The 24,544-nt window shown below is 53.0% G+C and carries 21 protein-coding genes; 17 read left to right on the top strand and 4 right to left on the bottom strand.

Annotated elements, in window-relative coordinates:
• Positions 1–8: 8 nt before the first annotated feature.
• Positions 9–1,979, bottom strand: a complete 1,971-nt coding sequence (locus KO116_RS04375; RefSeq protein WP_035561542.1) for a sensor domain-containing diguanylate cyclase — start codon at positions 1,977–1,979, stop codon at positions 9–11.
• Positions 1,980–2,082: 103 nt separating this feature from the next.
• Positions 2,083–4,182, bottom strand: coding sequence for a putative bifunctional diguanylate cyclase/phosphodiesterase (locus KO116_RS04380; RefSeq protein ID WP_045812072.1), 2,100 nt, complete (start codon positions 4,180–4,182; stop codon positions 2,083–2,085).
• A gap of 506 nt (positions 4,183–4,688) precedes the next feature.
• Here KO116_RS04380 and KO116_RS24510 point away from each other — a divergent pair.
• The 13 genes from KO116_RS24510 (at position 4,689) to KO116_RS25290 (ending at position 16,290) form a co-directional block, all read left to right on the top strand.
• Positions 4,689–5,703 (top strand): IS630 family transposase gene (locus tag KO116_RS24510; RefSeq protein ID WP_144408560.1). Its coding sequence is split into 2 segments (ribosomal slippage): positions 4,689–5,089 and positions 5,088–5,703, totalling 1,017 coding nucleotides; the frame shifts between segments, so codons are not numbered across the junction.
• Positions 5,704–6,230: 527 nt separating this feature from the next.
• On the top strand, positions 6,231–6,497 hold the full coding sequence (gene rpsT / locus KO116_RS04395) for a 30S ribosomal protein S20 (RefSeq protein ID WP_008959243.1): 267 nt from the start codon (positions 6,231–6,233) through the stop codon (positions 6,495–6,497).
• A gap of 84 nt (positions 6,498–6,581) precedes the next feature.
• Positions 6,582–8,165: a murein biosynthesis integral membrane protein MurJ gene (murJ, locus tag KO116_RS04400; protein ID WP_035561552.1), complete on the top strand. Its 1,584-nt coding sequence runs from the start codon at positions 6,582–6,584 to the stop codon at positions 8,163–8,165.
• Positions 8,166–8,229: 64 nt separating this feature from the next.
• On the top strand, positions 8,230–9,267 hold the full coding sequence (gene ribF / locus KO116_RS04405) for a bifunctional riboflavin kinase/FAD synthetase (RefSeq protein ID WP_035561554.1): 1,038 nt from the start codon (positions 8,230–8,232) through the stop codon (positions 9,265–9,267).
• Positions 9,251–12,106, top strand: coding sequence for an isoleucine--tRNA ligase (ileS, locus tag KO116_RS04410; protein ID WP_035561557.1), 2,856 nt, complete (start codon positions 9,251–9,253; stop codon positions 12,104–12,106). The genes ribF and ileS overlap by 17 nt, the downstream gene beginning before the upstream one ends.
• Positions 12,099–12,641: a signal peptidase II gene (lspA, locus tag KO116_RS04415; RefSeq protein ID WP_035561560.1), complete on the top strand. Its 543-nt coding sequence runs from the start codon at positions 12,099–12,101 to the stop codon at positions 12,639–12,641. Before ileS ends, lspA begins: the two co-directional genes overlap by 8 nt.
• A 36-nt stretch (positions 12,642–12,677) precedes the next feature.
• Positions 12,678–13,124, top strand: a complete 447-nt coding sequence (gene fkpB, locus KO116_RS04420; protein WP_035561562.1) for an FKBP-type peptidyl-prolyl cis-trans isomerase — start codon at positions 12,678–12,680, stop codon at positions 13,122–13,124.
• 30 nt (positions 13,125–13,154) lie between these two features.
• A complete protein-coding gene (gene ispH / locus KO116_RS04425; protein WP_035561565.1) occupies positions 13,155–14,135 on the top strand; it encodes a 4-hydroxy-3-methylbut-2-enyl diphosphate reductase in 981 nt (326 codons plus the stop codon).
• A gap of 79 nt (positions 14,136–14,214) precedes the next feature.
• A complete protein-coding gene (locus tag KO116_RS26175; protein ID WP_052703726.1) occupies positions 14,215–14,637 on the top strand; it encodes a type IV pilin protein in 423 nt (140 codons plus the stop codon).
• Positions 14,638–14,640: 3 nt separating this feature from the next.
• Complete coding sequence (locus KO116_RS04435) at positions 14,641–15,141, top strand: GspH/FimT family pseudopilin (RefSeq protein WP_035561570.1); 501 nt, start codon at positions 14,641–14,643, stop codon at positions 15,139–15,141.
• Entirely contained in the window at positions 15,138–15,569 is a 432-nt protein-coding gene (gene pilV, locus KO116_RS04440; protein WP_035561574.1) for a type IV pilus modification protein PilV, read from the top strand. Before KO116_RS04435 ends, pilV begins: the two co-directional genes overlap by 4 nt.
• Positions 15,562–16,107 (top strand): PilW family protein, encoded by a 546-nt coding sequence (locus KO116_RS04445; RefSeq protein WP_035561576.1) that lies wholly within the window; start codon positions 15,562–15,564, stop codon positions 16,105–16,107. Before pilV ends, KO116_RS04445 begins: the two co-directional genes overlap by 8 nt.
• A gap of 27 nt (positions 16,108–16,134) precedes the next feature.
• Positions 16,135–16,290 carry a pilus assembly PilX family protein gene (locus tag KO116_RS25290; RefSeq protein ID WP_158414200.1) on the top strand — a complete coding sequence of 52 codons (156 nt, stop codon included), beginning with the start codon at positions 16,135–16,137 and terminating at the stop codon, positions 16,288–16,290.
• A gap of 218 nt (positions 16,291–16,508) precedes the next feature.
• Here the strand turns inward: KO116_RS25290 and KO116_RS04450 are convergent, their stop codons facing one another.
• The gene (locus tag KO116_RS04450) at positions 16,509–17,870 is read right to left on the bottom strand and encodes an IS1380 family transposase (protein ID WP_045812073.1); all 1,362 of its coding nucleotides are present in this window, start codon (positions 17,868–17,870) and stop codon (positions 16,509–16,511) included.
• A gap of 12 nt (positions 17,871–17,882) precedes the next feature.
• Between KO116_RS04450 and KO116_RS04455 the strand changes: the two genes are divergently transcribed.
• The gene (locus KO116_RS04455; protein ID WP_045812074.1) at positions 17,883–19,544 is read left to right on the top strand and encodes a DUF7305 domain-containing protein; all 1,662 of its coding nucleotides are present in this window, start codon (positions 17,883–17,885) and stop codon (positions 19,542–19,544) included.
• A 30-nt stretch (positions 19,545–19,574) separates the two neighbouring features.
• Here the strand turns inward: KO116_RS04455 and KO116_RS04460 are convergent, their stop codons facing one another.
• The gene (locus KO116_RS04460; protein ID WP_035562823.1) at positions 19,575–20,594 is read right to left on the bottom strand and encodes an IS30 family transposase; all 1,020 of its coding nucleotides are present in this window, start codon (positions 20,592–20,594) and stop codon (positions 19,575–19,577) included.
• A gap of 115 nt (positions 20,595–20,709) precedes the next feature.
• Here KO116_RS04460 and KO116_RS04465 point away from each other — a divergent pair, with 115 nt between their 5' ends.
• From KO116_RS04465 to KO116_RS04475, 3 genes are all read left to right on the top strand, one after another.
• The gene (locus tag KO116_RS04465; protein ID WP_035562826.1) at positions 20,710–21,732 is read left to right on the top strand and encodes a tryptophan--tRNA ligase; all 1,023 of its coding nucleotides are present in this window, start codon (positions 20,710–20,712) and stop codon (positions 21,730–21,732) included.
• 349 nt (positions 21,733–22,081) lie between these two features.
• Entirely contained in the window at positions 22,082–23,053 is a 972-nt protein-coding gene (locus KO116_RS04470; RefSeq protein WP_235272504.1) for an AI-2E family transporter, read from the top strand.
• A gap of 156 nt (positions 23,054–23,209) precedes the next feature.
• Complete coding sequence (locus KO116_RS04475) at positions 23,210–24,421, top strand: YeeE/YedE family protein (RefSeq protein ID WP_035562832.1); 1,212 nt, start codon at positions 23,210–23,212, stop codon at positions 24,419–24,421.
• The last annotated feature ends 123 nt before the right edge of the window (positions 24,422–24,544 follow it).

A 24,544-nucleotide genomic window follows, 5' to 3' on the forward strand; every position in this document is an offset into this window, starting at 1 on the left:
TGCAAGCGCTATTGCGTGTGAATGATGAACTGATTACGGCCGTTTTCTTTCGCTTCATAGAGCCCTATATCCGCTCTTTTAAGCGCCGGCTTTAACGATTTTTCTTGGTCGCGAACAGAGGTTACCCCCAGTGATGCGGTGATTTTTAGCGCTTGTTGCGTACCTTCATATTCAACCAAGGTAGTCGCCTCTTCAATAGAGGCACGAATTCGCTCTGCCACCTGCTGAGCCTGCTCAATAGCGGTGTTGGGGAGTAACACCGCAAACTCTTCACCCCCAACCCGGCACAGTAAGTCTTCTTGGCGAAGCAGGTCGCTGACTATTTGCGTAAAGTTTTTCAGTATTTCATCGCCAATGTCGTGGCCATACTCATCGTTGATGTGTTTAAAGTGGTCAATATCTATGGTGATAAGCGCTATGGGATGATTTTGGCGCCGTGCCCGTGACATCTCGATGGTCGCTTGGGCTTGTAAGTAGCGCCGGTTAAACACGCCCGTTAGGGGGTCGGTCATGGCTTGCGCACGTAGTTTTTCTTCAAGCTGTTTACGCTCGGTAAGATCAAACACCATCGCTCGGGAATGCACAAAACGGCCATTGCGCGTGTAGGCAGAGCCTTGAATCATCACGTGACGAGGCTCGCCGTTACGCGTGAGTAAGCTGCATTCTGCGCTGCCAGGTTGGTTGTCTTTCACGTTTTGGAAGGCTTTTTCAAACTGCTCGCGTGTTTCTGGTGTAATCAACTCTCGATAATTGATATGACCAATCACTTCCTTGGCAGAGTAACCTAGCCAGGCAAGTTCGGTTCGGTTCATTTTGACCACGAGACCGGACTTATCAATCGAGTGATAGCCGCAGGGGGCATTTTCATATAAATCACTGACTTCATAGGCATGGCGCTGAGCGGCTTGGCGTAATTCCCGTTGGCGTTGGCTGCTGAAGGCCCAAAATAACCCAAATGCCACGGTAACGCCGTAAGTCAGCAACAGAAACCAGAGGACAGTGGCCTCTTCTTTAAACAGTGAGAACCAGGTAGGGCGTGGGAGCGTGACCCCCAGTTTCCACGGATGGGAGGCGTTGTCGCTATAAATAGTACCTGCCAAGCTACGGTAGCGCTGGGTGCGTATATCTTCGGTTTGAAAGCGCAGTAGGTGGTTGTCTACTATGACGTCGCCTTCACTGCGCTGCTGCATGGCTTGCCAGTAGTGAGGGGAAAGCGCAGCAAAGTTGCCACCAAAACTCGCTGTATCTATTGATTCGATACCTTCATTCAGCAGCCATTTGCCTTGGGCATCGACCAAGAGCGTATTGGCGTTCTGGTCAAGCAGCATGGCTTGGCGCAAGGCGTCCGTCAGGTAATCCCAATTAAGGCTCAAAAGTACCACGCCACGGCGTTCGCCGGTGGCATCAAACACTGGGGTGGAAACGTTGACCACTGGAATCACATCGCGCCCAAAGAGCTCGAACTGCAGGTTATGGCCCGGCGGTGAGATATACAGGTCGCGTGGTAATAGTTTGGATGCTTCTATGAAGTAGTCAGTATTGACATGAAGGTTGCCCGATATCCGTGGTCCAGTTTCAATGCTTCTGGGGGCACGCAGCACTTCGCGCCCCTGGTTATCAATCAGGACTAGCTTGGTGTAACGAGAGTTGTGGCTGATTAAGGTCGTTAAGAAATTAGAAAGCTGGGATAAATCGCTAAGTGAATATTGCTGGTCAGTTAGTGTCGTTAAACTTTGCGCTGCTAGGTAGCGCCTTAGTCCAGGCATTTCAGCAATGGCAAGCGCGTAGTTAAGGCTTTCATTGATATCGCGGGTTAACGCTTCTTGCCCTACTTTTAAGAGGGCATCGGCTTCGGCGCTCAGGCTATTGAGCCGTGTTTCCATATGCACATGGAGAACAGGCAGCAGCGTCGTTGAAACTAGGATCAACGGTATACTCACAGCTAGCAGTAGGCGAGTGTGTAGGCGGCGCAGTGGCACGGCAGCATTTCCTGTCTGGAATAGGCGGCCTGGATGCGGCAGCCTGTTTTTCTGTTTAGAAATTAGGTGTGGCGTTTATAGGGAAAGTTTTATCAGCCACTTTCTAAGGTGGCGTAAGCGTTCGTGGCAAGCGTTTTAACATCTCAAACGGCAGGGGTTTGGAGAAATAGAACCCTTGCAACAGGTCGCATTGGCGTTGCTGCAGATCCCTTTGCTCTTCACGTGTTTCAATGCCTTCGGCGACTACCGTTAAGTTTAAATGGTGCGCCATGGTAATCACGCCTTGAACGATGGCGGCATTTTTAGTGTTTTGTGAAATGCCTCGAATAAATAGAATGTCGAGTTTTACCTTGCTGATGGGGAGGTCGCGTAAATAGCTAAGACTCGAAAAACCAGTGCCGAAGTCATCCAACGCAACGCTAATGCCCAGGTCGCGTACTTCGTTGAGTAGCGCAACAGCCTGTTCGGTATTCGTCATTAGCGTGCCTTCCGTTACCTCTAGTTCCAGTAAGGCAGGGGGGAGGCCGCTAGCGTGAAGCGCAGCTTTAATTTCATTCATAAAGCCAGTGCGCCGGAACTGCATTGGCGAAATATTGACCGCCACCGCCAGGGGGCGCTCACGGCCAGCATTAAGGGTCGCAATATCATGACAGGCGCGATCCAATACCCAGCGACCAATGGCAATAATTTGCCCCGTTTGCTCGGCAATCGGCATAAACACACCCGGTGAAACAAGGCCTTTGGTGGGATGGTGCCAGCGTATCAGCGTTTCCACACTTTTAATGTCGCCGCTAGCGGCATCCACAATGGGTTGATAATACGCTTCAAATTGCTCAGCTTGTATGGCTTCTTGTAACTCTCGTCTGATAACAACATGTTCGGCGACATTGTCGATGGCGTCACCGCAGTACCATTGCCATGTGTTACGCCCTTGGCGCTTGGCGTCTTCCATCGCGAGGCTAGCATGGTGAAGTAGGTCATGCGTCTGGGTGGCACTGCCTTTATTTGAGGCGATACCAATGCTGGCGCTGATATGCAGGCTATATTGATAGAGTGTAAACGGCTGAGCAAGAACCACTAATAAACGGTTCGTGAGAGCAATCACTTCTTGTTCGCCTTGGGAAGGGGCTAGCAGTACCACAAACTCATCGCTAGAGAGGCGGGCCACACTAACGCCCGCTGTCACGGTATCTAGTAAGCGTTGCGCTACGGTTTTAAGTAACTGGTCTCCTACTCCATGGCCAAACGCATCATTAATCGGCTTAAAGTCGTCTAAATCGATATGAAGCAGCGCCAGTTCATGGCCCCGCGCTTCACAGCTTTGTAGCGCATGCTCCAGGCGTGTTTGTAGCGCCCCAAGGTTAGGGAGCCCGGTGAGTGGGTCGTGCGCTGCTTGATAAGCAATCCGCGCTTCCTGCTCTCGCTGACGTGTAATGTCTTGTTGTATGCCGATAAAATGCGTACATACGCCCGTCTCGCTAAACACGGGGCTAATCGATAACTGGTTCCAAAACAGGCTGCCGTCGCGGCGGTAGTTACGTAGCAGTACTTGCACGTCTTGATGTTGAGTGAGGCCGCGGCGAATCTCTTCAACAGCTTCCGGGTTGGAATCTTCGCCCTGTAAAAAACGACAGCTGTGGCCAAGTGCTTCTTCAGCGCTATAACCGGTAATGTCGGTGAACGCACTGTTTACATACACTAGCGGTAAGTGGGGCTGGGTGGCATCTGCCATTACCACGCCGTTGGGGCTGGCTTCAATCCCCCGTTTTAACAGTCGTAACTCGTTTTCATCCTGTTTGCGCTGAGTAATATCACGGCAAATAGCATAGACGCCTATCATTCGCTCATCGACGATAATCGGCACATGGGTGACTTCAAGCTGACTGGCATGGTGATGATTGTTGATACTAAGCGCTTGATAGCTTTGATGGTGCCCTTTTAAGGTGGCGTTAAAGGCAGCTTTTGCCTCTTCGAGAGCGTCGATATGGAGCAACTGAAAAAAAGCGTTACCGGTTAAGTGCTCATTGGCGATACCGGTGATATGCGCTGCGGCTGAATTACAGTGCTCGATAATGCCATCAAGGCTCAGCTCAAATATGGCATCGGGATGATGGGTAAATAGCGCGTGATGGCGCGCCTGCAAAGCGTGAGGTACATCCTGTACGTTATAATTGTTTGCAATACTCTCCTTAATGTTTGCCATGAAGACTCTTTTCACAAGTTAATCCGTGTCACAAGTTTGTCATAAAATAGGCGTTGGCTAACCATTACCATAATTTAGGCTCGAAAGCTTCGGTAGCGGCGGCCACTGAGTGGACGCCGCGCTATTTTAACTATTCCATGCGGTTAGCCGTGTTGACTTGGTCCGCGCTGAGCTCGGTAAGCTCATTAATATCACTTAAGCTATTGCGTGACGCCGAAATTGCTAATGTGCTGATAATTATAACCATCAGTATTAAGAGCGCCATGGCAGCCGTTAAGCTATGTTGAACGCGTATGTTTTTCATTTTCCCCACTTTAAAAAGTAATAAGATGCGACTGCTTTTTAAGGCGTGCCATGCAGTAGCTTTAGAATTAATTGTATTAGCTTGTTTTTATGGAGCTGGTTGAACGTTGCAAATCGATCAACGTGGTGCTCAAGGAGGCAGCTAAGTGATTCTGCATAAATTTTAGTGTATAAAGATAAGACTCAAGCAGAGAGGACTATCCATGTCTCGGCGCTTACGCTTCGTATCTTTAACACCTGACCAGCAACGTATTTTAAATGAGGCCTACCAGTACGGCGAAAAGAGAGCATTACGTCGTCGGGCTCACGCGATTCTACTTAACCACAAGGGTCATACGATAAACCAGATTCGCGATATTATCGGTGTGAAGCGCGATACAGTATCGACCTGGTTATCCCAATGGGAAGCAGACGGTATTGAAGGTCTTCAGGACAAGCCTCGAGACGGACGCCCCAATCTTCTCAGCGAAAACGATCTTTCGGTGTTGCAGCAGTTGGTGGAAGAGCATCCGCATCAATTGCCAGTCCTCCATGCTAGGTTTCAAGATAAGACAGGCAAAGTCGTCAGCCAGGACACATTGCGTCGCGCGTTAAAAAAAAGGCTATAGCTGTAAGCGAGTACGCCGTTCATTGACTTCACAGCGTGATGAAACGGATTTCCGCAATACACAAAGGATGATCAATGTGCTGAAGGAATGGGAGGATGATGGCGAGTGCGATCTCTATTTCTTCGATGAAGCGGGTTTCTCACAATCATCGTCACTTCCCTATGCATGGAGCCCGATAGCAAAGCCCTGGGAAGTGACTGCGTACTCACATAGTAAACGGCTGAATGTGCTGGGCTTTCTCACTAGAAAAGGTGAATTCTTTCACCATATGACCACCGAGTCAGTAACAAGTGAGATCGTTATAGAAGCCTTTGATCAGTTTGCAGCACATAAAGACCCTGACGCATTCGCCGTCGTTGTTCTAGATAATGCCAGAATGCACCATTCCAAGGCATTTCAGCGCAAAATTGTCGATTGGATGGCGCATCGCATTCACTTGGTGTATTTGTCGCCTTATTCACCGGAACTGAACCTGATCGAAATCCTTTGGCGTGAAATCAAATACCGGTGGCTACCGCTAACAGCCTACAGTTCGTTCGATAAGCTTTGTGACTCGGTCAAAAACGTATGCAATTCTTACGGAAAAAATTACTCGATAACTTTTGCATAGCTACTTAGGCAAGTCTGGAAAGCGCTTAATACTAGATTTTCTAGTTTTAATTGACTAGCACGATGGTGCTCTTCAGAGTGTAACGCTAAGGTTGTTTTGTGTCTGCCTTTAATCATTTTTTAATGATGCTTTTTGTACGGAACATGTCTCTTTAAATATATAAAAAAACAGAAAAATTTAATTGGCGTGCAAAAATAAGCCGTGCTTGAATCCATAAATCACCCCATCGACCTTGGGATTCTCGGTCAAGGGCCATTGACAACGGCTAGCAAGCGCGCATGGTGCGTGATAGACTATGCCATCCTCTCAGACAGACCCGTGAATGGGCAGCTCGATTTAACTGCCTGTTATACGTTTTGGTAGGGTGAAAAGCCTGCCAAATCAACTGGTTGTTATAGACCTGATCAGCTAGTTGTTAGAGAAGTGTCATGTTGCGGAACGTCGTGCTGTCATAGCGCAGCCGACAAACACATATTTAATTTCGTTGCCGTTTTTTCGGCAACCTTTATTCTCCAAGGAGATACCCTGTGGCGAACAGCAAGCAAGCTCGCAAGCGCGCCCGCCAGGCCGAGAACCGTCGCGTCCTGAAATCCAGCCAGCGCAGCATGGTCCGCACCTACATCAAGCGTGTAGTGAAAGCGATCAGCACCGGCGACCACGCTAAGGCAATGGAAGAGTTCAAGGCCATGCAGCCGGTCGTTGACCGTATTGCAGACAAAGACGTGCTGTCCAAGAAGAAAGCAGCTCGCCTGAAGAGCCGTTTGAACAAGCGTATTAAGGCACTGGCGGCGTAAGCCGGCAGGCGCCATAAAAAAACCGGCTGCGGCCGGTTTTTTTGTGTCTGAATGATTTTTCTGGATGGTTTTTGTGGATAGCTTATGACAGCGAAGAAAGCTCCCAACACTTCCTCAAACACCGCCATAGCCCGCCGCGGGCTAATGCGCTCGGGCCTCGTCGTCAGTACGATGACGATGCTGTCGAGGGTGATGGGGCTGGCGCGCGACGTGGTTATCGCTACCTTATTAGGGGCAGGGGATGGCGCCGATGCGTTTTTCGTGGCGTTTAAGATCCCTAATTTTTTGCGCCGTCTATTTGCTGAAGGGGCGTTCAATCAAGCCTTCGTGCCGGTGCTTTCGGAGTACTCCACCCAGCGTAATCGGGAGGAGATACGTGCGCTACTGAATGCGACCGCGGGTAGCTTAACGGCAGTGCTGGCGCTGATTACTGCCGTGGCAATGCTCTGCGCGCCGTGGTTGATTTGGGTGTTTGCCCCCGGGTTTGGCAGTGAACCAGAAAAGCTAGCGCTGACCGCGGATATGCTGCGCTTAACGTTTCCCTATTTATTGCTGATTTCGCTTACCGCGTTTGCCGGTAGCGTGCTGAATACCTGGAACCGCTTTGCGGTGCCTGCGTTTACCCCGGTGCTGCTTAACCTTTCGCTGATTGGTGCGGCGCTATTTTTAATGCCGCTAATGGAAGAGCCCGCCATGGCGCTGGCTTGGGGTGTGCTGATCGCCGGGGCTGCGCAGCTGGTTTTTCAGGTGCCATTTTTACTGCGCTTGGGGCTGATGCCCACGCCCTGGCCAAACTTTGCCCACGAGGGCGTACGGCGCATACTGAAATTGATGGGGCCTGCGCTGTTTGGGGTGTCGGTATCGCAAATTAATCTGCTGTTGGATACGGTCTTGGCTTCGTTGCTAGCGGCGGGTAGCGTGTCGTGGCTCTATTACTCTGACCGGTTGGTAGAACTGCCGCTAGGCGTGTTTGGCGTGGCGATTGGTACGGTGATTTTGCCAGCGCTTTCCAAGCGACATGCTGACCAGTCCAAAGAGCACTTTGCTGCGATGCTCGATTGGGCTATTCGCATTGTGTTGCTGTTAGGCTTGCCCGCGGCGCTAGCGCTGGCGGTGTTGGCCGAGCCGCTGTTAATCACGCTATTCCATTACGGCGCGATGACTGACAACGACATCCAAATGGCGGCGATGAGCCTGCGCGCTTACGCCTTCGGTTTGGTAGCCTTTATGCTGATCAAAGTATTGGCACCGGGCTTTTTTGCCCGTCAAGACACCAAAACCCCGGTAAAGGTAGGCATTATCGCCATGGTCGCTAATATGGTGCTTAACCTGCTGCTAATTTGGCCGCTGGCGCATGCCGGGTTGGCGTTAGCCACCGCGCTGTCAGCCTTCTTGAACGCTGGCCTGCTGGGTTATCTGCTGCATAAGCAGGGTGTGCTAGTGTTTCAGCCGGGCTGGAAGCGTTATTCGGTACAGCTAATCGGGGGCAGTGGGTTAATGTGTGCGGCACTCTATTTTGTGGCGCCGGACTGGCAAGCGTGGCTCTCCTTTGGCCTGTGGCAGCGGATAAGCTGGGTGACTGGGCTGGTGGTAATGGGCGGTTCACTCTACTTCGCGTGGCTGGCAGCATTAGGTTTACGCATCCGTCATCTTAAAATGCACTCATAACGCTGCACCCTGGCGTGCGGGTTCGTTATAATTGAGGCTTTGTCCTCCCAACGGCTGAGGTGCCATGCGCGTCATTCGAGGTCTGCACAACTTGAAAGCGGCTCATCGTGGCTGCGTTGCGACTATCGGTAACTTCGATGGTGTGCATCGCGGCCATCAGGCCATTCTTCAGCAGTGCCGTGAACATGCCGCACGCTGGAGTGTGCCGCTGACAGTGGTGGTGTTCGAGCCCCAGCCGCGCGAATTTTTTGCCGGTGACCAAGCACCGCCGCGGTTAACCCGCCTGCGTGAAAAAGTGCGCTTACTGCGTGATTTTGGCGCGGAACAAGTGCTGGTGCTGCCGTTTAACGATACGCTGCGCAGCCTGACGGGGCGCGAGTTTATCGATCAGGTATTGATTGATGGGCTCGGCGTTAAGCATTTGGTGGTGGGTGATGATTTCCGTTTTGGCTGTGATCGTCGCGGTGACTTTGCGCTGCTGGCGGAAGTAGGGCGCGAGCAGGGGTTTGGCGTCGAGCACACGCGCACGTTTACCGTGGATGACGAGCGGGTTTCCAGTACGCGGGTGCGCACTTTGCTTGCCAGTGGCAATTTTTCCGCCGCGGCGCGTTTGCTGGGCCGCCCCTATTCGTTGCATGGCCGTGTGGTGCGTGACCAGCAGTTGGGGCGCACGCTTGGCGTACCCACCGCCAACTTGCCGCTGCTGCCCCAACCGTTAACGCTGCGGGGTGTCTTTGCGGTAGTCGCTGAGCTTGAAGATGGTGAACGCCACCAGGGTGTTGCCAATGTTGGCTTTCGTCCGACGGTGGGCTCAAAACGGCCGACCCTTGAGGTGCACCTGTTCGATTTCTCCGGTGATCTTTACGGCCAACGTATGACGGTATACCCCTGTACGCGACTGCGGGGCGAGGTCAAGTTTGACGGCCTTGACGCGCTGAAAGCGCAAATTGAACGTGACCAAGCCCGTGCTCGCCACTATTTTTCGGCGGCAGTGGCCAATCACGACTATTCTCTTCCGCTGGCCTCGGCCCCGCTTGGGCGTGAGACCGCTTCTTCTGATTCATCTTCGGCGGGAAATTCCGCTGATGCTAACGACGGCTGACCGGACTATGGATTACAAGCACACGCTGAATTTGCCTGAAACTGACTTCCCCATGCGCGGCATGCTGCCAAAGCAAGAGCCAGGACGGGTTTCCCAGTGGCAAGATATGAACATTTACCAGCGCCTGCGTGAAGCGCGCGCAGGTGCGCCGCTGTTTGTACTGCACGATGGCCCTCCTTACGCCAACGGCAGTATTCATATCGGTCACGCCGTTAATAAAATTCTTAAAGATATCATCGTTAAGTCTAAGAATTTAGCCGGTTTTGATGCTCCTTATGTGCCGGGTTGGGACTGCCACGGTTTGCCCATTGAGCACAAGGTAGAAACTACCCATGGCAAGCACTTGGCGCCGGAACACGCTCGCGAGCTGTGCCGTGAATACGCCGGTGCGCAAATCGAAACGCAGTTGGCCGACTTTGTGCGTTTGGGCATTATTGGTGATTGGGATCACCCGTATCGCACCATGGATTTCGCCAACGAAGCGGGTGAGATTCGCGCGCTGGCGGACATGGTCGAAGCAGGCTATGTGTTCAAAGGCTTGAAGCCGGTTAACTGGTGCTTTGACTGTGGCTCGGCGCTGGCGGAAGCCGAAGTTGAGTACGCCGATAAGAAATCTGACGCCATCGACGTCGCCTTCCCAGTGGAAGACGCCGACAAGCTTGCCGCAGCGTTTGGCTTAAGCGAACTGAGTAAGCCCGCAGCGGTCGTCATCTGGACCACCACGCCGTGGACCATTCCAGCTAACCAAGCGCTTAACGTTCACCCGGAATTTACCTACGCGCTGGTGGATACCGGCGAGCGCCTGCTGCTGCTGGCCGAAGAGCTGGTGGAAAGCTGCTTAGAGCGCTTTGATTTGCAGGGTGAAGTCATTGCTACCACGCAAGGCAAGAATCTTGACCTGATCAATTTCCGCCACCCGTTCTATGACCGCCTCTCGCCGGTATATCTGGCGGAGTACGTCGAGTCTGAAGTCGGCAGCACCGGCATTGTTCACTCCGCGCCTTCTTACGGTATGGATGACTTTATCACCTGCCGCGAGCATGGCATGGAGTTCGACGACATGCTCAACCCGGTGCAGGGCAACGGCGTGTACGTTGACGACCTGCCGTTCTTCGGCGGCCAGATGATTTGGAAAGCCAACCCTCATATCGTCGAAAAACTAAGCGAAGTCGGTGCGCTGATGGCGCACATTCCTATCAAACACAGCTACATGCACTGCTGGCGGCACAAAACGCCGGTGATCTACCGTGCCACGGCACAGTGGTTTGTGGGTATGGATATTCAAGGTAAAGACGGCAAAACCCTGCGCGAGCGTGCCCTGGAAGGCATCGAAGCCACGGCGTTTACGCCTGCTTGGGGGCAAGCGCGTCTGCACAGCATGATCGCCAACCGCCCAGACTGGTGTATCTCCCGCCAGCGTAACTGGGGCGTACCGATCCCGTTCTTCCTACACAAGCAAACCGGCGAGCTGCACCCGCGCACCGTTGGCTTGATGGAAGAAGCGGCCAAGCGCGTTGAGCAAGAAGGCATCGATGCTTGGTTCAAGCTCGACCCTGCTGAGCTGCTGGGCGCGGAAGCGGCGGATTACGATAAAGTCACCGATACACTCGATGTCTGGTTTGACTCCGGCACCACCCACCGCCACGTACTGCGCGGCTCGCACCCGCACGGCCATGAAAGCGGCCCGCGGGCGGATCTGTACCTGGAAGGCTCTGACCAGCACCGTGGTTGGTTCCACTCGTCGCTGCTGACAGGCTCAGCGATTGACGGGCATCCGCCGTATCGTCAACTGCTGACCCACGGCTTTACAGTTGATTCTCAGGGCCGTAAGCAGTCCAAGTCGCTGGGCAACGTGGTTGCGCCCCAGGAAGTGATGGATAAGCTGGGTGGCGATATTCTGCGCCTATGGGTCGCCTCCACCGATTACTCTGGCGAAATGGCCGTCTCGGACGAGATTTTGAAGCGCACCTCCGATGTGTATCGGCGGATTCGGAACACCGCGCGCTTCCTGCTTTCAAACCTTAACGGGTTTGATCCAGACAAAAACCAAGTGGCGTTTGGCGATATGCTGGCGCTGGACCAGTGGGTCGTGGATCGTGCGGCTCAGCTTCAGGCGCGCATTGAAAAAGCCTATGAAGAGTACCGCTTCCTGGATGTTTATCAGCAGGTGCACGGTTTCTGTGCCCGGGAGCTGGGTGGCTTCTATTTAGACGTCATCAAGGACCGCCAATACACCACGCAAACCGATTCGCTGGCGCGCCGCAGTGCGCAAACCGCGCTCTATCACGTGGTGGAAGCGCTGAGCCGCTGGATCGCGCCGATTCTCTCCTTCACCGCAGAAGAGATTCACGAGAACATCCCCGGCAAGCGTGGCGACAGCGTGTTGCTTGAGACCTACTACACTGACCTTGGCACGCTGGAAGAGGGCGCTGATTTGGGCCGTGCGTTCTGGGAACAGGTGCTGGAGGTCAAGCACTCGGTCAATAAGTGCCTGGAAGATGCCCGTAATGCCAAAGTGATCAAAGGCAGCCTGGCGGCCGAAGTGACGCTGTATGTAAGCGACGAGCTTCAGGCGACGCTGACTAAACTGGGCGATGAGCTGCGGTTTGTGATGCTGACAAGCGAAGTTACGCTTAAACCCCTGACTGATGCAGGCGATGCAGAAGCGACGGAACTAGAGGGGCTTAAAGTCGCCGTCAAAGCCAGCGACAACACCAAGTGCGAGCGCTGCTGGCACCATCGCCCGGATGTAGGCACGCATGCTGAGCACCCTGATTTATGTGGGCGCTGTATCAGCAACCTACCTGAAGGCAGCGGCGAGATTCGATATTATGCTTAAAGAAGGAAACACGCCTGATACCAACGCACGGCCGACGATGCATCGGCCGCTGCGCTGGCTATGGTTAGCGGTGGCGGTGATCGTACTGGATTTGGCCACTAAATACGTGGCCAGCAGCCAGCTCGGCTATGCTCAGCCGGTCGAAGTGTTGCCGTTCTTTAACCTGACGCTGCTGCACAACACCGGCGCGGCGTTCAGCTTTTTAGCCACTCACCCCGGCTGGCAGCGCTGGTTCTTCGCCCTTATTGCGATTGGCGCAACGGTAGGCTTAACCATTTGGCTCACACGCATCAAGCATGACGAAAAGCTATTGGCGATAGCGTTGCCATTGATTATCGGCGGTGCGCTGGGCAATCTCTATGACCGCTTGGTGCATGGCTATGTGGTCGATTTTCTCTCTTTCCACGCCGCTGGGTGGTACTACCCGGCGTTTAATGTGGCGGATATTGCGATTACCCTAGGGGCTGTCGCTTTAATCTGGGAATCCATTATGGGCGAACGGCGGCGCAAAAAAGTAGCCGAAACTTCCCATTAATTGAACGTTGAGAACAACTGACTATTGAGAACTGCTATGAGCGACTATCTGATCGATGACGGCATGGAAGTGACGCTGCACTTCACCTTAAAGCTGGAAGACGGCACGTTGGTGGACTCCACCAAAGACAAAGCACCGGCCACCTTCGAAGTTGGCGATGGCAACCTGCCGCCCGGTTTTGAGCATCCGATTAAAGGCATGGCCGCGGGCCAAGAGGGGACATTTCAGATCACCCCAGAACATGCTTTCGGTCAGCATAACCCGCAAAATATTCAGACCCTGAAGCGGGCAGATTTTGGTGACGAGCCCCCGGAAATTGGCATGGTGATGTCGTTTGCCGATAAAGCGGGAACGGAATTGCCAGGCGTGGTCAAAACCATTGACGGTGATCGTATTGAGGTGGATTTCAACCACCCGTTAGCAGGCCGTACGCTTACGTTTGAAGTAGAAGTACTGGACGTTAAGCCGGTGAACACTCATTAAGCAGATGCTACGTCGCATCAAGGCGCTCTTATGACAAGCACGCAGCAACCACAGCCTATCGAAATTAAATTGGCCAACCCGCGCGGTTTTTGTGCCGGTGTGGATCGTGCGATTGATATCGTCAATCGCGCACTGGATGTCTTTGGCCCGCCTATTTATGTGCGCCACGAGGTTGTCCATAACCGCTTTGTGGTCGAGACACTGCGCGCCCGCGGTGCTGTGTTCGTTGAAGAGCTGGATGAAGTGCCGGATGACGTCATTGTCATTTTCTCTGCCCACGGTGTTTCCCGTGCGGTGCAAGCCGATGCCGAGCGGCGGGGGTTGAAGGTATTTGATGCCACCTGCCCGCTAGTGACCAAGGTGCACCTGGAAGTGCTGCGCTACGCCAAACGTGGGCAGGAGTGCATTCTGATTGGTCATGAAGGCCACCCGGAAGTTGAAGGTACCATGGGGCGTTACGATACCTCCCACGGCGGGTGTATCTACTTGGTCGAGGACGAAAAAGACGTTGCTAAACTGGAAGTGCGTGATCCCTCCAAGCTTGCCTTCGTAACGCAAACCACGCTCTCAATGGATGACACCGCCAAAGTGATCGATGCGCTGCGCGACAAGTTTTCCGAGATTCAAGGGCCACGCAATGATGATATCTGCTACGCCACGCAAAACCGCCAAGATGCCGTGCGTGAGTTAGCCGCCCAGAGTGATTTGTTATTAGTGGTCGGTAGCCCCAATAGCTCAAACTCGAACCGCTTAAGAGAGCTCTCTGAGCGGATGGGCACACCCGCCTACCTGATCGACAATGCCGAACAGATTGATCCCCAGTGGCTTGAAAATGTGGGCCGTATCGGCGTTACTGCAGGTGCCAGTGCCCCTGAAGTGCTGGTGAAAGGCGTGATTAGCAAGCTTCAAACCATGGGCGCTGCTGTGCCCGAAGAGTTACAAGGCCGCGAAGAAACCATTACTTTTTCTATGCCAAAAGAGTTGCGTGAGAAGGTGATCGCCAGCAGCTGATCTTAGGCTTCGTGATGCAAAGCGTATTAGTTTGCGACATACTGGATGTATGAGCCAACTAATACAGGAGCAGAGCTACGTGTCTAATGTTTCTGATTTAATTACTGGCCATTTTTTCCAGAACGGCCAGCGTGGTTTTACTTTGATCGAATTGCTGGTTGTGGTCGCGATAATTGGCATCTTCGCGACCATTGCCTACCCGAATTATGCTAGCTATGTGGAGCGTAGTCGTCTCACTGACGGTAAGTCCGGCCTTATGCAGGCTGCTTTAGTAATGGAACGCTGTTATACCTCGAATTATATTTATAAAGAAGAATGCTTTGAAACGAAAGCGTCACCTGATGGTGTTTATCCCTTGATACGACTGACAGAGTCGGGTTTGACATATCGTCTAGAGGCGCAAGAAGGAATCAATGTTCCAGCCGGTTGTAAAACACTCTGGATAGAGAGCAACGGTCAAAAAGGGCCGAATGGCGACAATAATACGCCTGAGTGTTGGTAACTTATGTCCCAACGAGGCTTTACGCTCATTGAATTGCTAATTACGCTGTTGATCGCAACGATCATCGCTGTGATGACGGTGCCCGCATTTTCTGATTTCCTTACCCGCCAGCAGCTGTCTGCTGACGTCAATGAAATGGTCTCTGTGCTAAGTTTTGCCCGTAGCGAGGCGATTAAACAGCGCCAGAACGTCACGGTTGAGTTCTTACCGCCCGGTGAGTGCGGTGGCCTTGAGGGCATGGTCGAAGACAATGATAGTCTCCGCTGGTGTTACTGGGTGAAAAGCGAGGAGGAGACCATGCGAGTGGGGCGGACGGCTAATATCACTATGCCAAATCAAACATTCTCGCTTACCTTCCTAAACCTGGGGGACGCTAATATTGATAAATGCTCTAGTCCTTGCCATATCACACTTAGCCCGCAGCGACAGCTGGAGGAAGAGGCCTCGATTACGCTTGCTATAAATATAACCGGCAGCATTCGAAGAAAGGACTTAGAGCTATGATCCATCAGCGCGGTTTTAGTTTAATTGAAGCATTGATCGCGCTGGTGGTTCTATCCGTTGGCCTGCTCGGTGTGGCGGCTATGCAGCTTAAAGCGCTGCAAAGTGCCAATGCAGGCTACCAGCGTTCGGTGGCAAGTGTTGCCGCTGTGGATGCCCAGGAAAGGCTTTGGGCGGAGTGGGCAAGAGACGATGTAAATGGCTGCGCAGATATTGATATTGAGCCCGCTTGGGAGGCGGATTGGTTTAGTGATCGTGATTCGTACCCGCTACGCAATGTGGATAAGGAAGGTAGTGGAATACAATATGAGGGAAATTGTGAATTTACTATTGAGATTGACCTGGGTAGCCGACCTGGGGATGCCGAATCAAATGTGTTTACCTATATCTTTCGCCTTCCTAACCTAGGGGAAGGGAGTGATGATGAATAAACAACAAGGTTTTACGCTCGTTGAGTTGATGGTGGCAATGGTAATCGGCTCCGTGATTATTTTAGGGGCAGGCCAGCTATTTCTGACCACTTTTCAAACCTTTAAAAAAGTGGATGAATTAAGCCGCAAACAAGAAAGTCTGATCTTTATTGCGCAGAAGGTTACCAGCGAGATTCGACAGATCGATCCAGATAAACCCATCAAAATCCGTTACACCCTTGAATGTAGAGTAGATGATCAGAGCCGATGTAATTGTACGGTATATGACACTAATTATGGCGGTAAAGAAAGTGAGGAGCCCATGGTCAGCTTCTTTAAGGATCTTCCTCCTGATGACGTAGCTAATAGCTGTATTGAAGATGCTGACCAATTTATTCAAGACACCGAAGTGAATGGTGTAGCAGGGCGTCTCTACCTAGTATCTTTGCCGCTTGAGCGGAACGGGGGGAATATTGAATTTCATGTAGTTGTGAGGCAGTCAATCATTGATAGTATCTCTGGCAATATCGGGGAAAAAGAAGAAAATGAAGGGAGTTGACTCTATTTTATTAACGAGGAAAACGTCATGAAGCGGCAAAAAGGTGCTGCGTTAGTGATTGTTATGGCGCTGCTTTCTGGCGCGCTAATGCTGGGCATGTCCGGTATGCAGAGTGCATTGATTGACGAGCGTTTGGCGGGTAACTATCGAGCCTCGACTCAGGCTAATATCCTGAATCCGTGAAGCCGGCGCCGACACTTTCCCTATCACCGCCAGCGAGCACTTTTTGATCATTCGCCCCGTGCAAGTTGGCTTTCGCAAGCCCGTTATTGCCAAAACCCACCGTGCTGATCGGTGCTGACGGCCCGTTTTGTCATGCCTTTCCACCCGCCAGGCACGACATATCTGGCGATCGCGTGTCGCTTGGAACTGCTTGTGGATAGAGTGTCGCCGATTGACGGTCAGCATGGCGTTCCTCGTGGATAACGCAGTCGGCTCCGCAGCGTCTTGAGCACCGTCATGCGCCCGATATCCTGCCCGAAGTCGAGGATGATCTGCCGTGCCTTGTGAATCACGAGAGCCGCACGGTGCACCAGCTCTTGTAGCACGGTGCGCAGCCGGCGCCGCTTGGCCGGGTGGCGAACCGGGCTCAGCTCGCCGGTCATGCCCAGCTGTCCCATCAGGCGCAGGATGTTGTAGGCCAACTGGGCGAGATGCAGGATCAGATCGTTGGTGGCGAACTTGCCGGACGGCAAGCGCTCCAGGTCGAGATCGGTCTTGATCTCGCTGTGAAACTGCTCATGGGTGGCATGCGCCTGGTAGCGCTTGATCACCGCCTCCGGCGCCTCGTCCAGGCTGGTCCACCAGCCTTCCAACTCATAGTCCGGTTCGAGCAGCAACTGGCCATCGCGATCGGCGGTGCGCTCTACCAGGCGCATCACGCGTTGGACGACGTATTCGGTCTTGTTGTCGTCGTGGATCGAGACGGTCTGCAGCCACAGCGCCTGGCGCTTGCCAGGACGCAGCTCTTCCCAGTAGTCCGCCGCCACCGCCAGCCAGGTATCTCGATCAGCCGTGGCCGAGCCGCGCGGGTTCCATTTGACGACATAGTCGAGCCGGCGCCCCTCGTCGGCAAAGACCTGGCGCTGCTGTTCGAGAAGCGCCAGGTGCGCCTGGCTGTCGAAGCCGCTGTCCTCGCGTAACAGGATCGGTTGCTTGGTCAGGCCTTGGGTGCGAGGCAGCACCCGCTCCAGGAAGGCGTTGCTCTCCTTCATGGTGTGCTGCTTGCCAGGCCGCAGTTCCAGACCCAGGCACCACCCTTCGTTGCCCAGATAGGCGGCGATCGGTGTGTAGCCATCGACCTTCTGGTAGGTCCGCGAGACGCCTTCCTTCTTCGAGTTGCTGTTGTCCATGACGAAGGTGTCGATGTCCAGGCAGACGTGCGTCGTCTCGGCGGTGATCGGTGCTTCGATCAGTGACAGCAGGGTCGTGGACCAGGTGGCGGTGCGCGCCTGCAGGTCGTTGGCGGCAAGTTTCTCCAGCCGCTGTCGCAGCGTCGCCGCGCTCGGCACCTTCTGCAGGGTCAGCAGTTGTTGGAAGGGCTTGTCGCGGCGGAAGTTCTCGACAGCGTCATAGTCGCTCATGCCCAGACACAGCAGGCCCAGGTAGCTCTTGATCACGTCACTGGTGCGCATGCCCAGCGTGGTGGGGAAGCGGCTGTCGATGCTGTCGACGCCAGCGATCTCGAAGCATTGCCCGATGATGGACAGCCCGGCGTGGCTGGTGAGGGTGCGGCGACTGGCGCGGAACTTGACGTTGGGCATGGCACTGTCTGGGTGAATGGCGATATTCGCTATATTGCCATGCAGTTCAGTAGGTTAGAAGCATTCCTGGGGGCCGGTCTCACGGATTCAGGTAATATGACAGCAGAAAGTGCTTTGGTTGCTGTTTTGAGTATTGAAAAAGAGACACTCTATAGTCTCCTAGATAGGGCGGAAAGTGGCGAATTTAGTTTGATAGGAAAGGAAGTAGAGGAGAAACTTGGTAATGGTGCGCTGGACGCCTTTTTTCAACAGCTTCGACCCAGTAACTATGAAGAGCTAAGCGAATTTGATAAAGGCCAAAAAGATAAAGTACTACTTGATAATTTTGAATTAAAATTTAAGGTTCAGAATGGGAAAGTTGAGATTACAGCAATTGACAATGGTCTGCGCAGTGATGCTTATGGCCAGTCTAAGCTGATTTATGCGTCAAACTCGACACCTTTTCAGTCTCCAGTCGTCGGCTGTGAAGGAGTGTCGTCAGGTGGAGGTTCCACTTTTAGTAGCTACCGCTCAAATGAGGGAGCCTGGAATGGGGAACCAGGAAATTTTGTTGAGCAAGATACCCCTCTTATACGCACCACCGCTGACAATGCCAATGTCGTGCTGGGCGGCAACGAAAAAATTCATGGCGGCATAGAGGCGCTTGGTACTATTACATTAAATGGCTCTTCACAGGTTTTTGGTAGCATCTTGGCTAATCAAACGATATATCTAAATGGCGGAGGAGCCTACGTAGAGAGAAATACGGAGAGCCTTGCAGATGTAATTTTTGGCAGTAGTGCGCGGGTTGATGGTGTGGTTAGGGCTCAGGGGGATGTGCGTTTCAATAACTATAGTGCCAGCGTTGGTGAGGGGATTTATGCAGGTGGAAACATTACCTCTGACCGCAATCCTGTCTCGGACCATATCGACCCAAATAAAAGGGCCAATTTTTCCTCAAATAGCGATGTATCTCTTAATCGCGTGGAAGAGCAGCCCTGCGATATCGTCGACTTTGCAGGTAACTCGTTAAGTGAGGAGATTGCTCGCTATCAAGAAGAGCTTACTTCAATCGGTGATATCACCGTAGGTGCCTACCCTAATGTGGAATGGCGGTTTAGCCCACAGCAAATAGAACGCTATGACCAAACTTCGAACATTAATCGTTGGGTGAGTCATGCTTCGCCTGAGTTAAATACTTTGTTTGGCGAGCAAGCATCCATCTATCGTTTAAATAGCCTTAAGCTAACAAGCTCTTCGTCGTTAAGAGTTACTGGTGGTAACGTGGTTATTGTGATCGATGAAGATTTTACTATGGGTGGTGGTGGTGCTGGTCTAGTAATCGATGGTGACTCGAGTTTGACCGTTTTTGTGGAAGGAAAAGTCGATTTCGGTAGTGTACTGAATATGCCCGAAATCAACTCGATTAACAGCAATGGGGAATCTACGTTTTCTATCTTCTCAGGTTATAGCGGTTCAGATACAGGCGTTAATTTCCACTCAAGCAACCGTGTGGTCGCTAATGTATATGCGCCTTACACAAATGTGTCGGTCAATTCTGGCGCTAACTTTTTTGGTAGTGTGCGGGGGCGCAATGTTAACGTAAGTGGGAACGGTAGCATTGTTTATGATGAGGTGCTTGGAGGTGCTTTTGGTGACCCTGATGAAGTGTGGAAACTAGTAGGTTGGCAATAACCCCGGCGGTCTCAAGTTCCAAGTGCAACACTATTGAATAGTGCTCGGATCGGCGACGGATTTCTTGAGCACCTCGGCGTAGACTTCCAGCGGCGTGCGCCAGTCCAGTGTCTTGCGTGGTCGTGTATTGAGTGAGTCGGCGATCTCGTCGAGTTCTTCCTGGCTGTAGACCGATAGGTCCGTGCCCTTCGGCAAGTACTGCCTCAATAGCCCGTTGGTGTTCTCATTGGAACCCCGCTGCCATGGGCTATGCGGGTCGGCAAAGTAGATCGCTGTCCCCGTCTTCTGAGTAATCTCGGCATGCTTCACCATTTCTTTGCCCTGGTCATAGGTCATCGATAGGCGCAGGGAGCGCGGCACCTCATTGAGCTTGTCGCTGAAGCCGATGGCCGCTGCTGTGGCCGTGGTGCCGTCCACTTTCGCCAGGATCACTAAGCGCGTGGTTCGCTCTACCAACGTACCGACGGCAGAGCGGTTGTTGGCACCGATGATGAGGTCACCCTCCCAATGGCCAGGCATCAGACGGTCTTCGATCTCTGGAGGCCGCAGATGGATGCTGACCAAGTCTGGAATCTGTTGTCGCCTATCCTTGCCACGGCTGCGCGGGCGGCGTTTACCGTTACCCTGGCGCAAACAGGCAATCAGTTCTTTCTTGAGCGAGCCGCGCGGCATGAGGTAGAGAGCATTATAGATGGCTTCGTGCGAGACGTGGTGGTCAGTGTTATCAGGAAACATACGCTTCAGTGTGCGGGCAATTTGCTCTGGTGACCAGTACTTGCGCAACAGGTAGGCCACCAGCTCGAATAGCTCACCATCAAGAGTCAGCTTCGGGCGGCGGCGTGGCCGGCAGCGGGTCAGTCGGGCTCGGTAACCAGCGAGACTAGCGTCATACGCGCTGTCAGGTCTAACAGTATGGCGCACCAGTTCTCGTGAAATCGTACTGGGTGCACGTCCCAACTGACGCGCGATAGCACGAATCGAGTGGTTAACCCGCATCAGCATGATGGCGGCTCGGTCTTCAGCAGAAAGATGGTGGTAACAGTAAGTCATGGCAATACCTTACCTGATAGGTGAGGTGTTGCACTTAGTCATTGAGACCGCCCCCATTCGCCACACGGAGAGGGCCGCGTTATCATAGCGGTATTTGCTTAAGAGCCTGAAAACCATGAGTCAAACCGCCAAAACCCGCGTTCTCACCGGTATCACCACCACCGGCACGCCCCATTTGGGCAACTATGTCGGGGCGATCAAGCCTGCCATTGAGGCAAGCCAGGATCCCAACGTTCAGTCGTTCTACTTTTTGGCTGATTACCACGCGCTGATCAAGTGCCCAGACCCTAAGCGCGTACAGGAATCTCGCCTGGAAATTGCTGCCACATGGCTGGCACTTGGGTTGGATACTGATAACGCGATTTTCTATCGCCAGTCGGATATTCCTGAAATCCCTGAGCTTACCTGGATGCTCTCCTGCGTCTGCGCCAAAGGCCTGATGAACCGCGCCCATGCGTATAAAGCGGCGGTGGCGGAGAACGAAGAGGCGGAAAACCAAGACCCGGATAAAGGCATCACCATGGGGCTGTTTGGCTACCCTGTGCTAATGGCGGCGGATATTTTAATGTTTAACGCCAATAAGGTGCCGGTAGGGCGTGATCAGATTCAGCATATCGAGATGGCCCGTGATATCGCCGGGCGCTTTAATCATCTCTACAAGGGCCAGCATTTTGTCCTCCCAGAAGCCGTCGTTGACGAGAAAACGCAGCTTCTGAATGGTTTGGATGGGCGCAAGATGTCCAAAAGCTACGATAATACAATCCCGCTCTTTTCGGCTGAGAAAAAGCTGCAGAAGCTGATACGTAAGATCAAGACCAACTCGCTGGAGCCCGGTGAGCCGAAAGATCCGGACACCTGCACGCTGTTTCAGATTTACTCCGCTTTTGCGACGGCGCAAGAGACCGCCAGCCTCCGCGAGCAGTATGCTGCGGGCATTGGCTGGGGTGATGCGAAGAACCAAGTATTTGAATACTTGAATGCTCACTTAAGCGCTCCTCGTGAACGCTATAACGCTCTGATGGAAGATCCCGCACATATTGAAGCGGTACTTCAGAAAGGCGCCGAGCGGGCGCGCGAAGAAGCGGCAGTGACGATGGATCGCTTACGTGCTGCCGTTGGCCTGGGGCGGTTTGTTTAATATCTGAATACTGCCATTCACATAGTGACCTGTCAGCCATCTAGCAGTAACGACGAAGCCCCTTCTGCTTGGAAAGGGCTTCGTTTGTTTCGGGCCTCCCGCTTTGCTGCTAACTAGGCTGTTAGTGATAGCTCAGCCTTCAATCGGGGGCGTCAGTCATTAACTGAATGAGCATGGTTGTGCATGAGCATGGTTGTGCATGAGCATGGTTGTGCTGATGTTCTATAGTGCTTATCACGTAGGCTATGTATTTCTCAGATACGTACTTAGCTTCGCAAAACCAACGCATCCACAAAGGGAATATTGTATGCGGTCAAGGTATCGACATCAGTCGTTTACGGAATGTGCATTGATAGCCTTAACGCTGGCCGTCGTCGCGTTAATGCTTTGGAAGCTGGTTGGTCTACTGATCCTGATTTTTGGCGCAGTGGTGGGCGCCTGTATATTGCAAACGGGTATGACGCCACTTTTGAGGCTAGGCGTGCCACGGTGGCTGGCGCTGTTAACGGTGATTATTACGCTAACCCTGGCGCTAGGCTTAGTTAGTTGGGCATTTGGCGCGCAGGTGTCTGCTGAGTTGGAATCACTGGCTGTTCTATTGCCCGAGGCATGGGATCAGCTTCAGGAAAGGCTTGAAGGGTCGCAGCTAGCGCCGTTGGTGGATAACGCGGCTGAGCGGGCGGGTAACCTGTTTGGTAATGGTATTTCTCAAGTGGGGATGGTTGTGGTCTCCATGGGAGGCAGTGTTGTCAGCTTTTTCGCGCTTATCGTCGGCATGGTTTATTTTGCTGCACAGCCGGGTCTTTATCGCCGTGGTTTATTGCTACTCGCGCCCATTAAAAGCCGCCCACGTTTGGGTGAAGCGCTGGATGAGAGCGGTAAGGCGCTTCGCTTTTGGCTTGGCGGGCAGTTAGTGGCCATGGTGGTCACGGGGCTCTTAGTGGGTGTCAGCATGTGGCTGTTAGGCGTACCTGCGCCGCTTGGCTTGGGGTTGGTGGCGGGGCTATTGGATTTTGTGCCACTGGTGGGGCCCCTGATCGCTGCTATTCCTGCGTTGTTGCTTGCCTTCACTGTGAGTCCTCAAACCACGCTATTTGTGCTGATTGCGTATACGGTTATTCAGCAGGTAGAGGGCAACATTTTACAGCCGCTGGTACAGCAGCGCGCTGTTCACTTGCCTCCAGCGATGCTGCTATTTTCGCTGTTTGCAGCCAGTACTCTGTTTGGTTTAGCCGGCCTGATTTTGGCCGCACCGCTGACGGTGGTGGCGTTTGTGTTGGTGAACAGGCTATACGTCACTCGAGAGGAAGAAAGCCAGTAAATAGTGTTAATCGTCATAAATACCGCTGCACAAATAATTGTACGCCGATTATTAGCAGCGTTAAGCTTGTCATCATTATCCGTACTAACTGGATCCATTCTGTCTGGAAGCGCCTGTTCGTGAAGAGGCGCTTTTGGCATTGATAAAGGTGAATGTATGTCTACAACGACGGCTGCTGCGCCGCAGAGTTATCGCGTGCCGCTTATCGCCACTGCGGCGATCGTGCTTGGCGCGTTGCTTATAGGAGTAGTGTTTGAGGCCAATACCGGCCTGTTGATGATTGTCGGTGGGCTGTTTGGCATGGTGCTTTATCATGCTGCCTTTGGTTTTACCTCGGCGTGGCGGGTATTTATTACCGAACGACGAGGGCGTGGCTTGCGTGCCCAGATGGTGATGCTGGCGATCGCAGTAGTGCTGTTTTTCCCTGCGTTGGGGGCTGGCACGCTCTTTGGCAATGAAGTGTCGGGCTTTGTCGCACCTATCGGTATCTCCGTGTTGGTGGGGGCGTTTTTATTCGGGCTGGGCATGCAGTTAGGCGGTGGGTGTGCTTCTGGTACGCTTTTTACCGCGGGTGGTGGTAACGCGCGTATGTTGATCACCTTGGTTTTCTTTATTGTCGGCTCGGTGGTTGGTTCGGCGCATTTTGCCTGGTGGCAGAGTTTGCCGGCCTTTCAGCCGGTATCACTGGTCAACGTGGCTGGGGTGAGTGGCGGGGTTGCGATTAGCCTGGTGTTGTTTGCTGCGATTGCTGCTTTTACCTGGGTGATGGAGAAGCGCCGCCATGGTCAGTTAGAGCAGGCGCCTGCTGTTAATAAACAAAGTGCTGAGCGTTGGCTGACAGGGCCTTGGCCATTGGTGGCGGGTGCCGTGGCGTTGGCGTTACTGAATTTCGTCACCTTGGCCCTGGCTGGCCGCCCATGGGGAATTACCTCCGCGTTCGCACTGTGGGGTGCAAAGAGCTATGCGCTCGTTGGTGGCGATGTAAGCCAATGGGGCTATTGGCAAGCGCCGGGTAATGCAGCAGCGCTTGAAGCCAGCGTATGGAGCGATATCACTACGGTAATGAACGTCGGCATTATGCTGGGGGCACTTGCCGCCGCCAGCTTGGCCGGTCGCTTTGCGCCTAACTTCAAGATTCCATTGAAATCTCTACTGGCGGCAATCGTTGGTGGCCTCCTGTTGGGGTATGGCGCCCGCTTGGCGTATGGCTGCAATATCGGCGCCTACTTCAGCGGCATTGCGTCTGGCAGCCTGCATGGCTGGGTGTGGTTGGTTGCTGCGTTCGCCGGCAATATGCTGGGTGTTAAATTAAGGCCTTTCTTTTTTAACGGCGTAGAAGGCCGAAAGCCAACCGCTAAAACGAGTTAATGCTGACTTAGCGCTCCTCAAGTAGCCAAGTAGTTAAGGAATAAGTAAATAGGCGGCAGATGGGTAGATAAATAGATGACGCCCCGGTTTGAAGCCCATTCAACCGGGGCGTTTGTATGTTAA

It is taken from the genome of Halomonas sp. KO116, from assembly GCF_000734975.2.
Lineage (GTDB): Bacteria > Pseudomonadota > Gammaproteobacteria > Pseudomonadales > Halomonadaceae > Vreelandella > Vreelandella glaciei.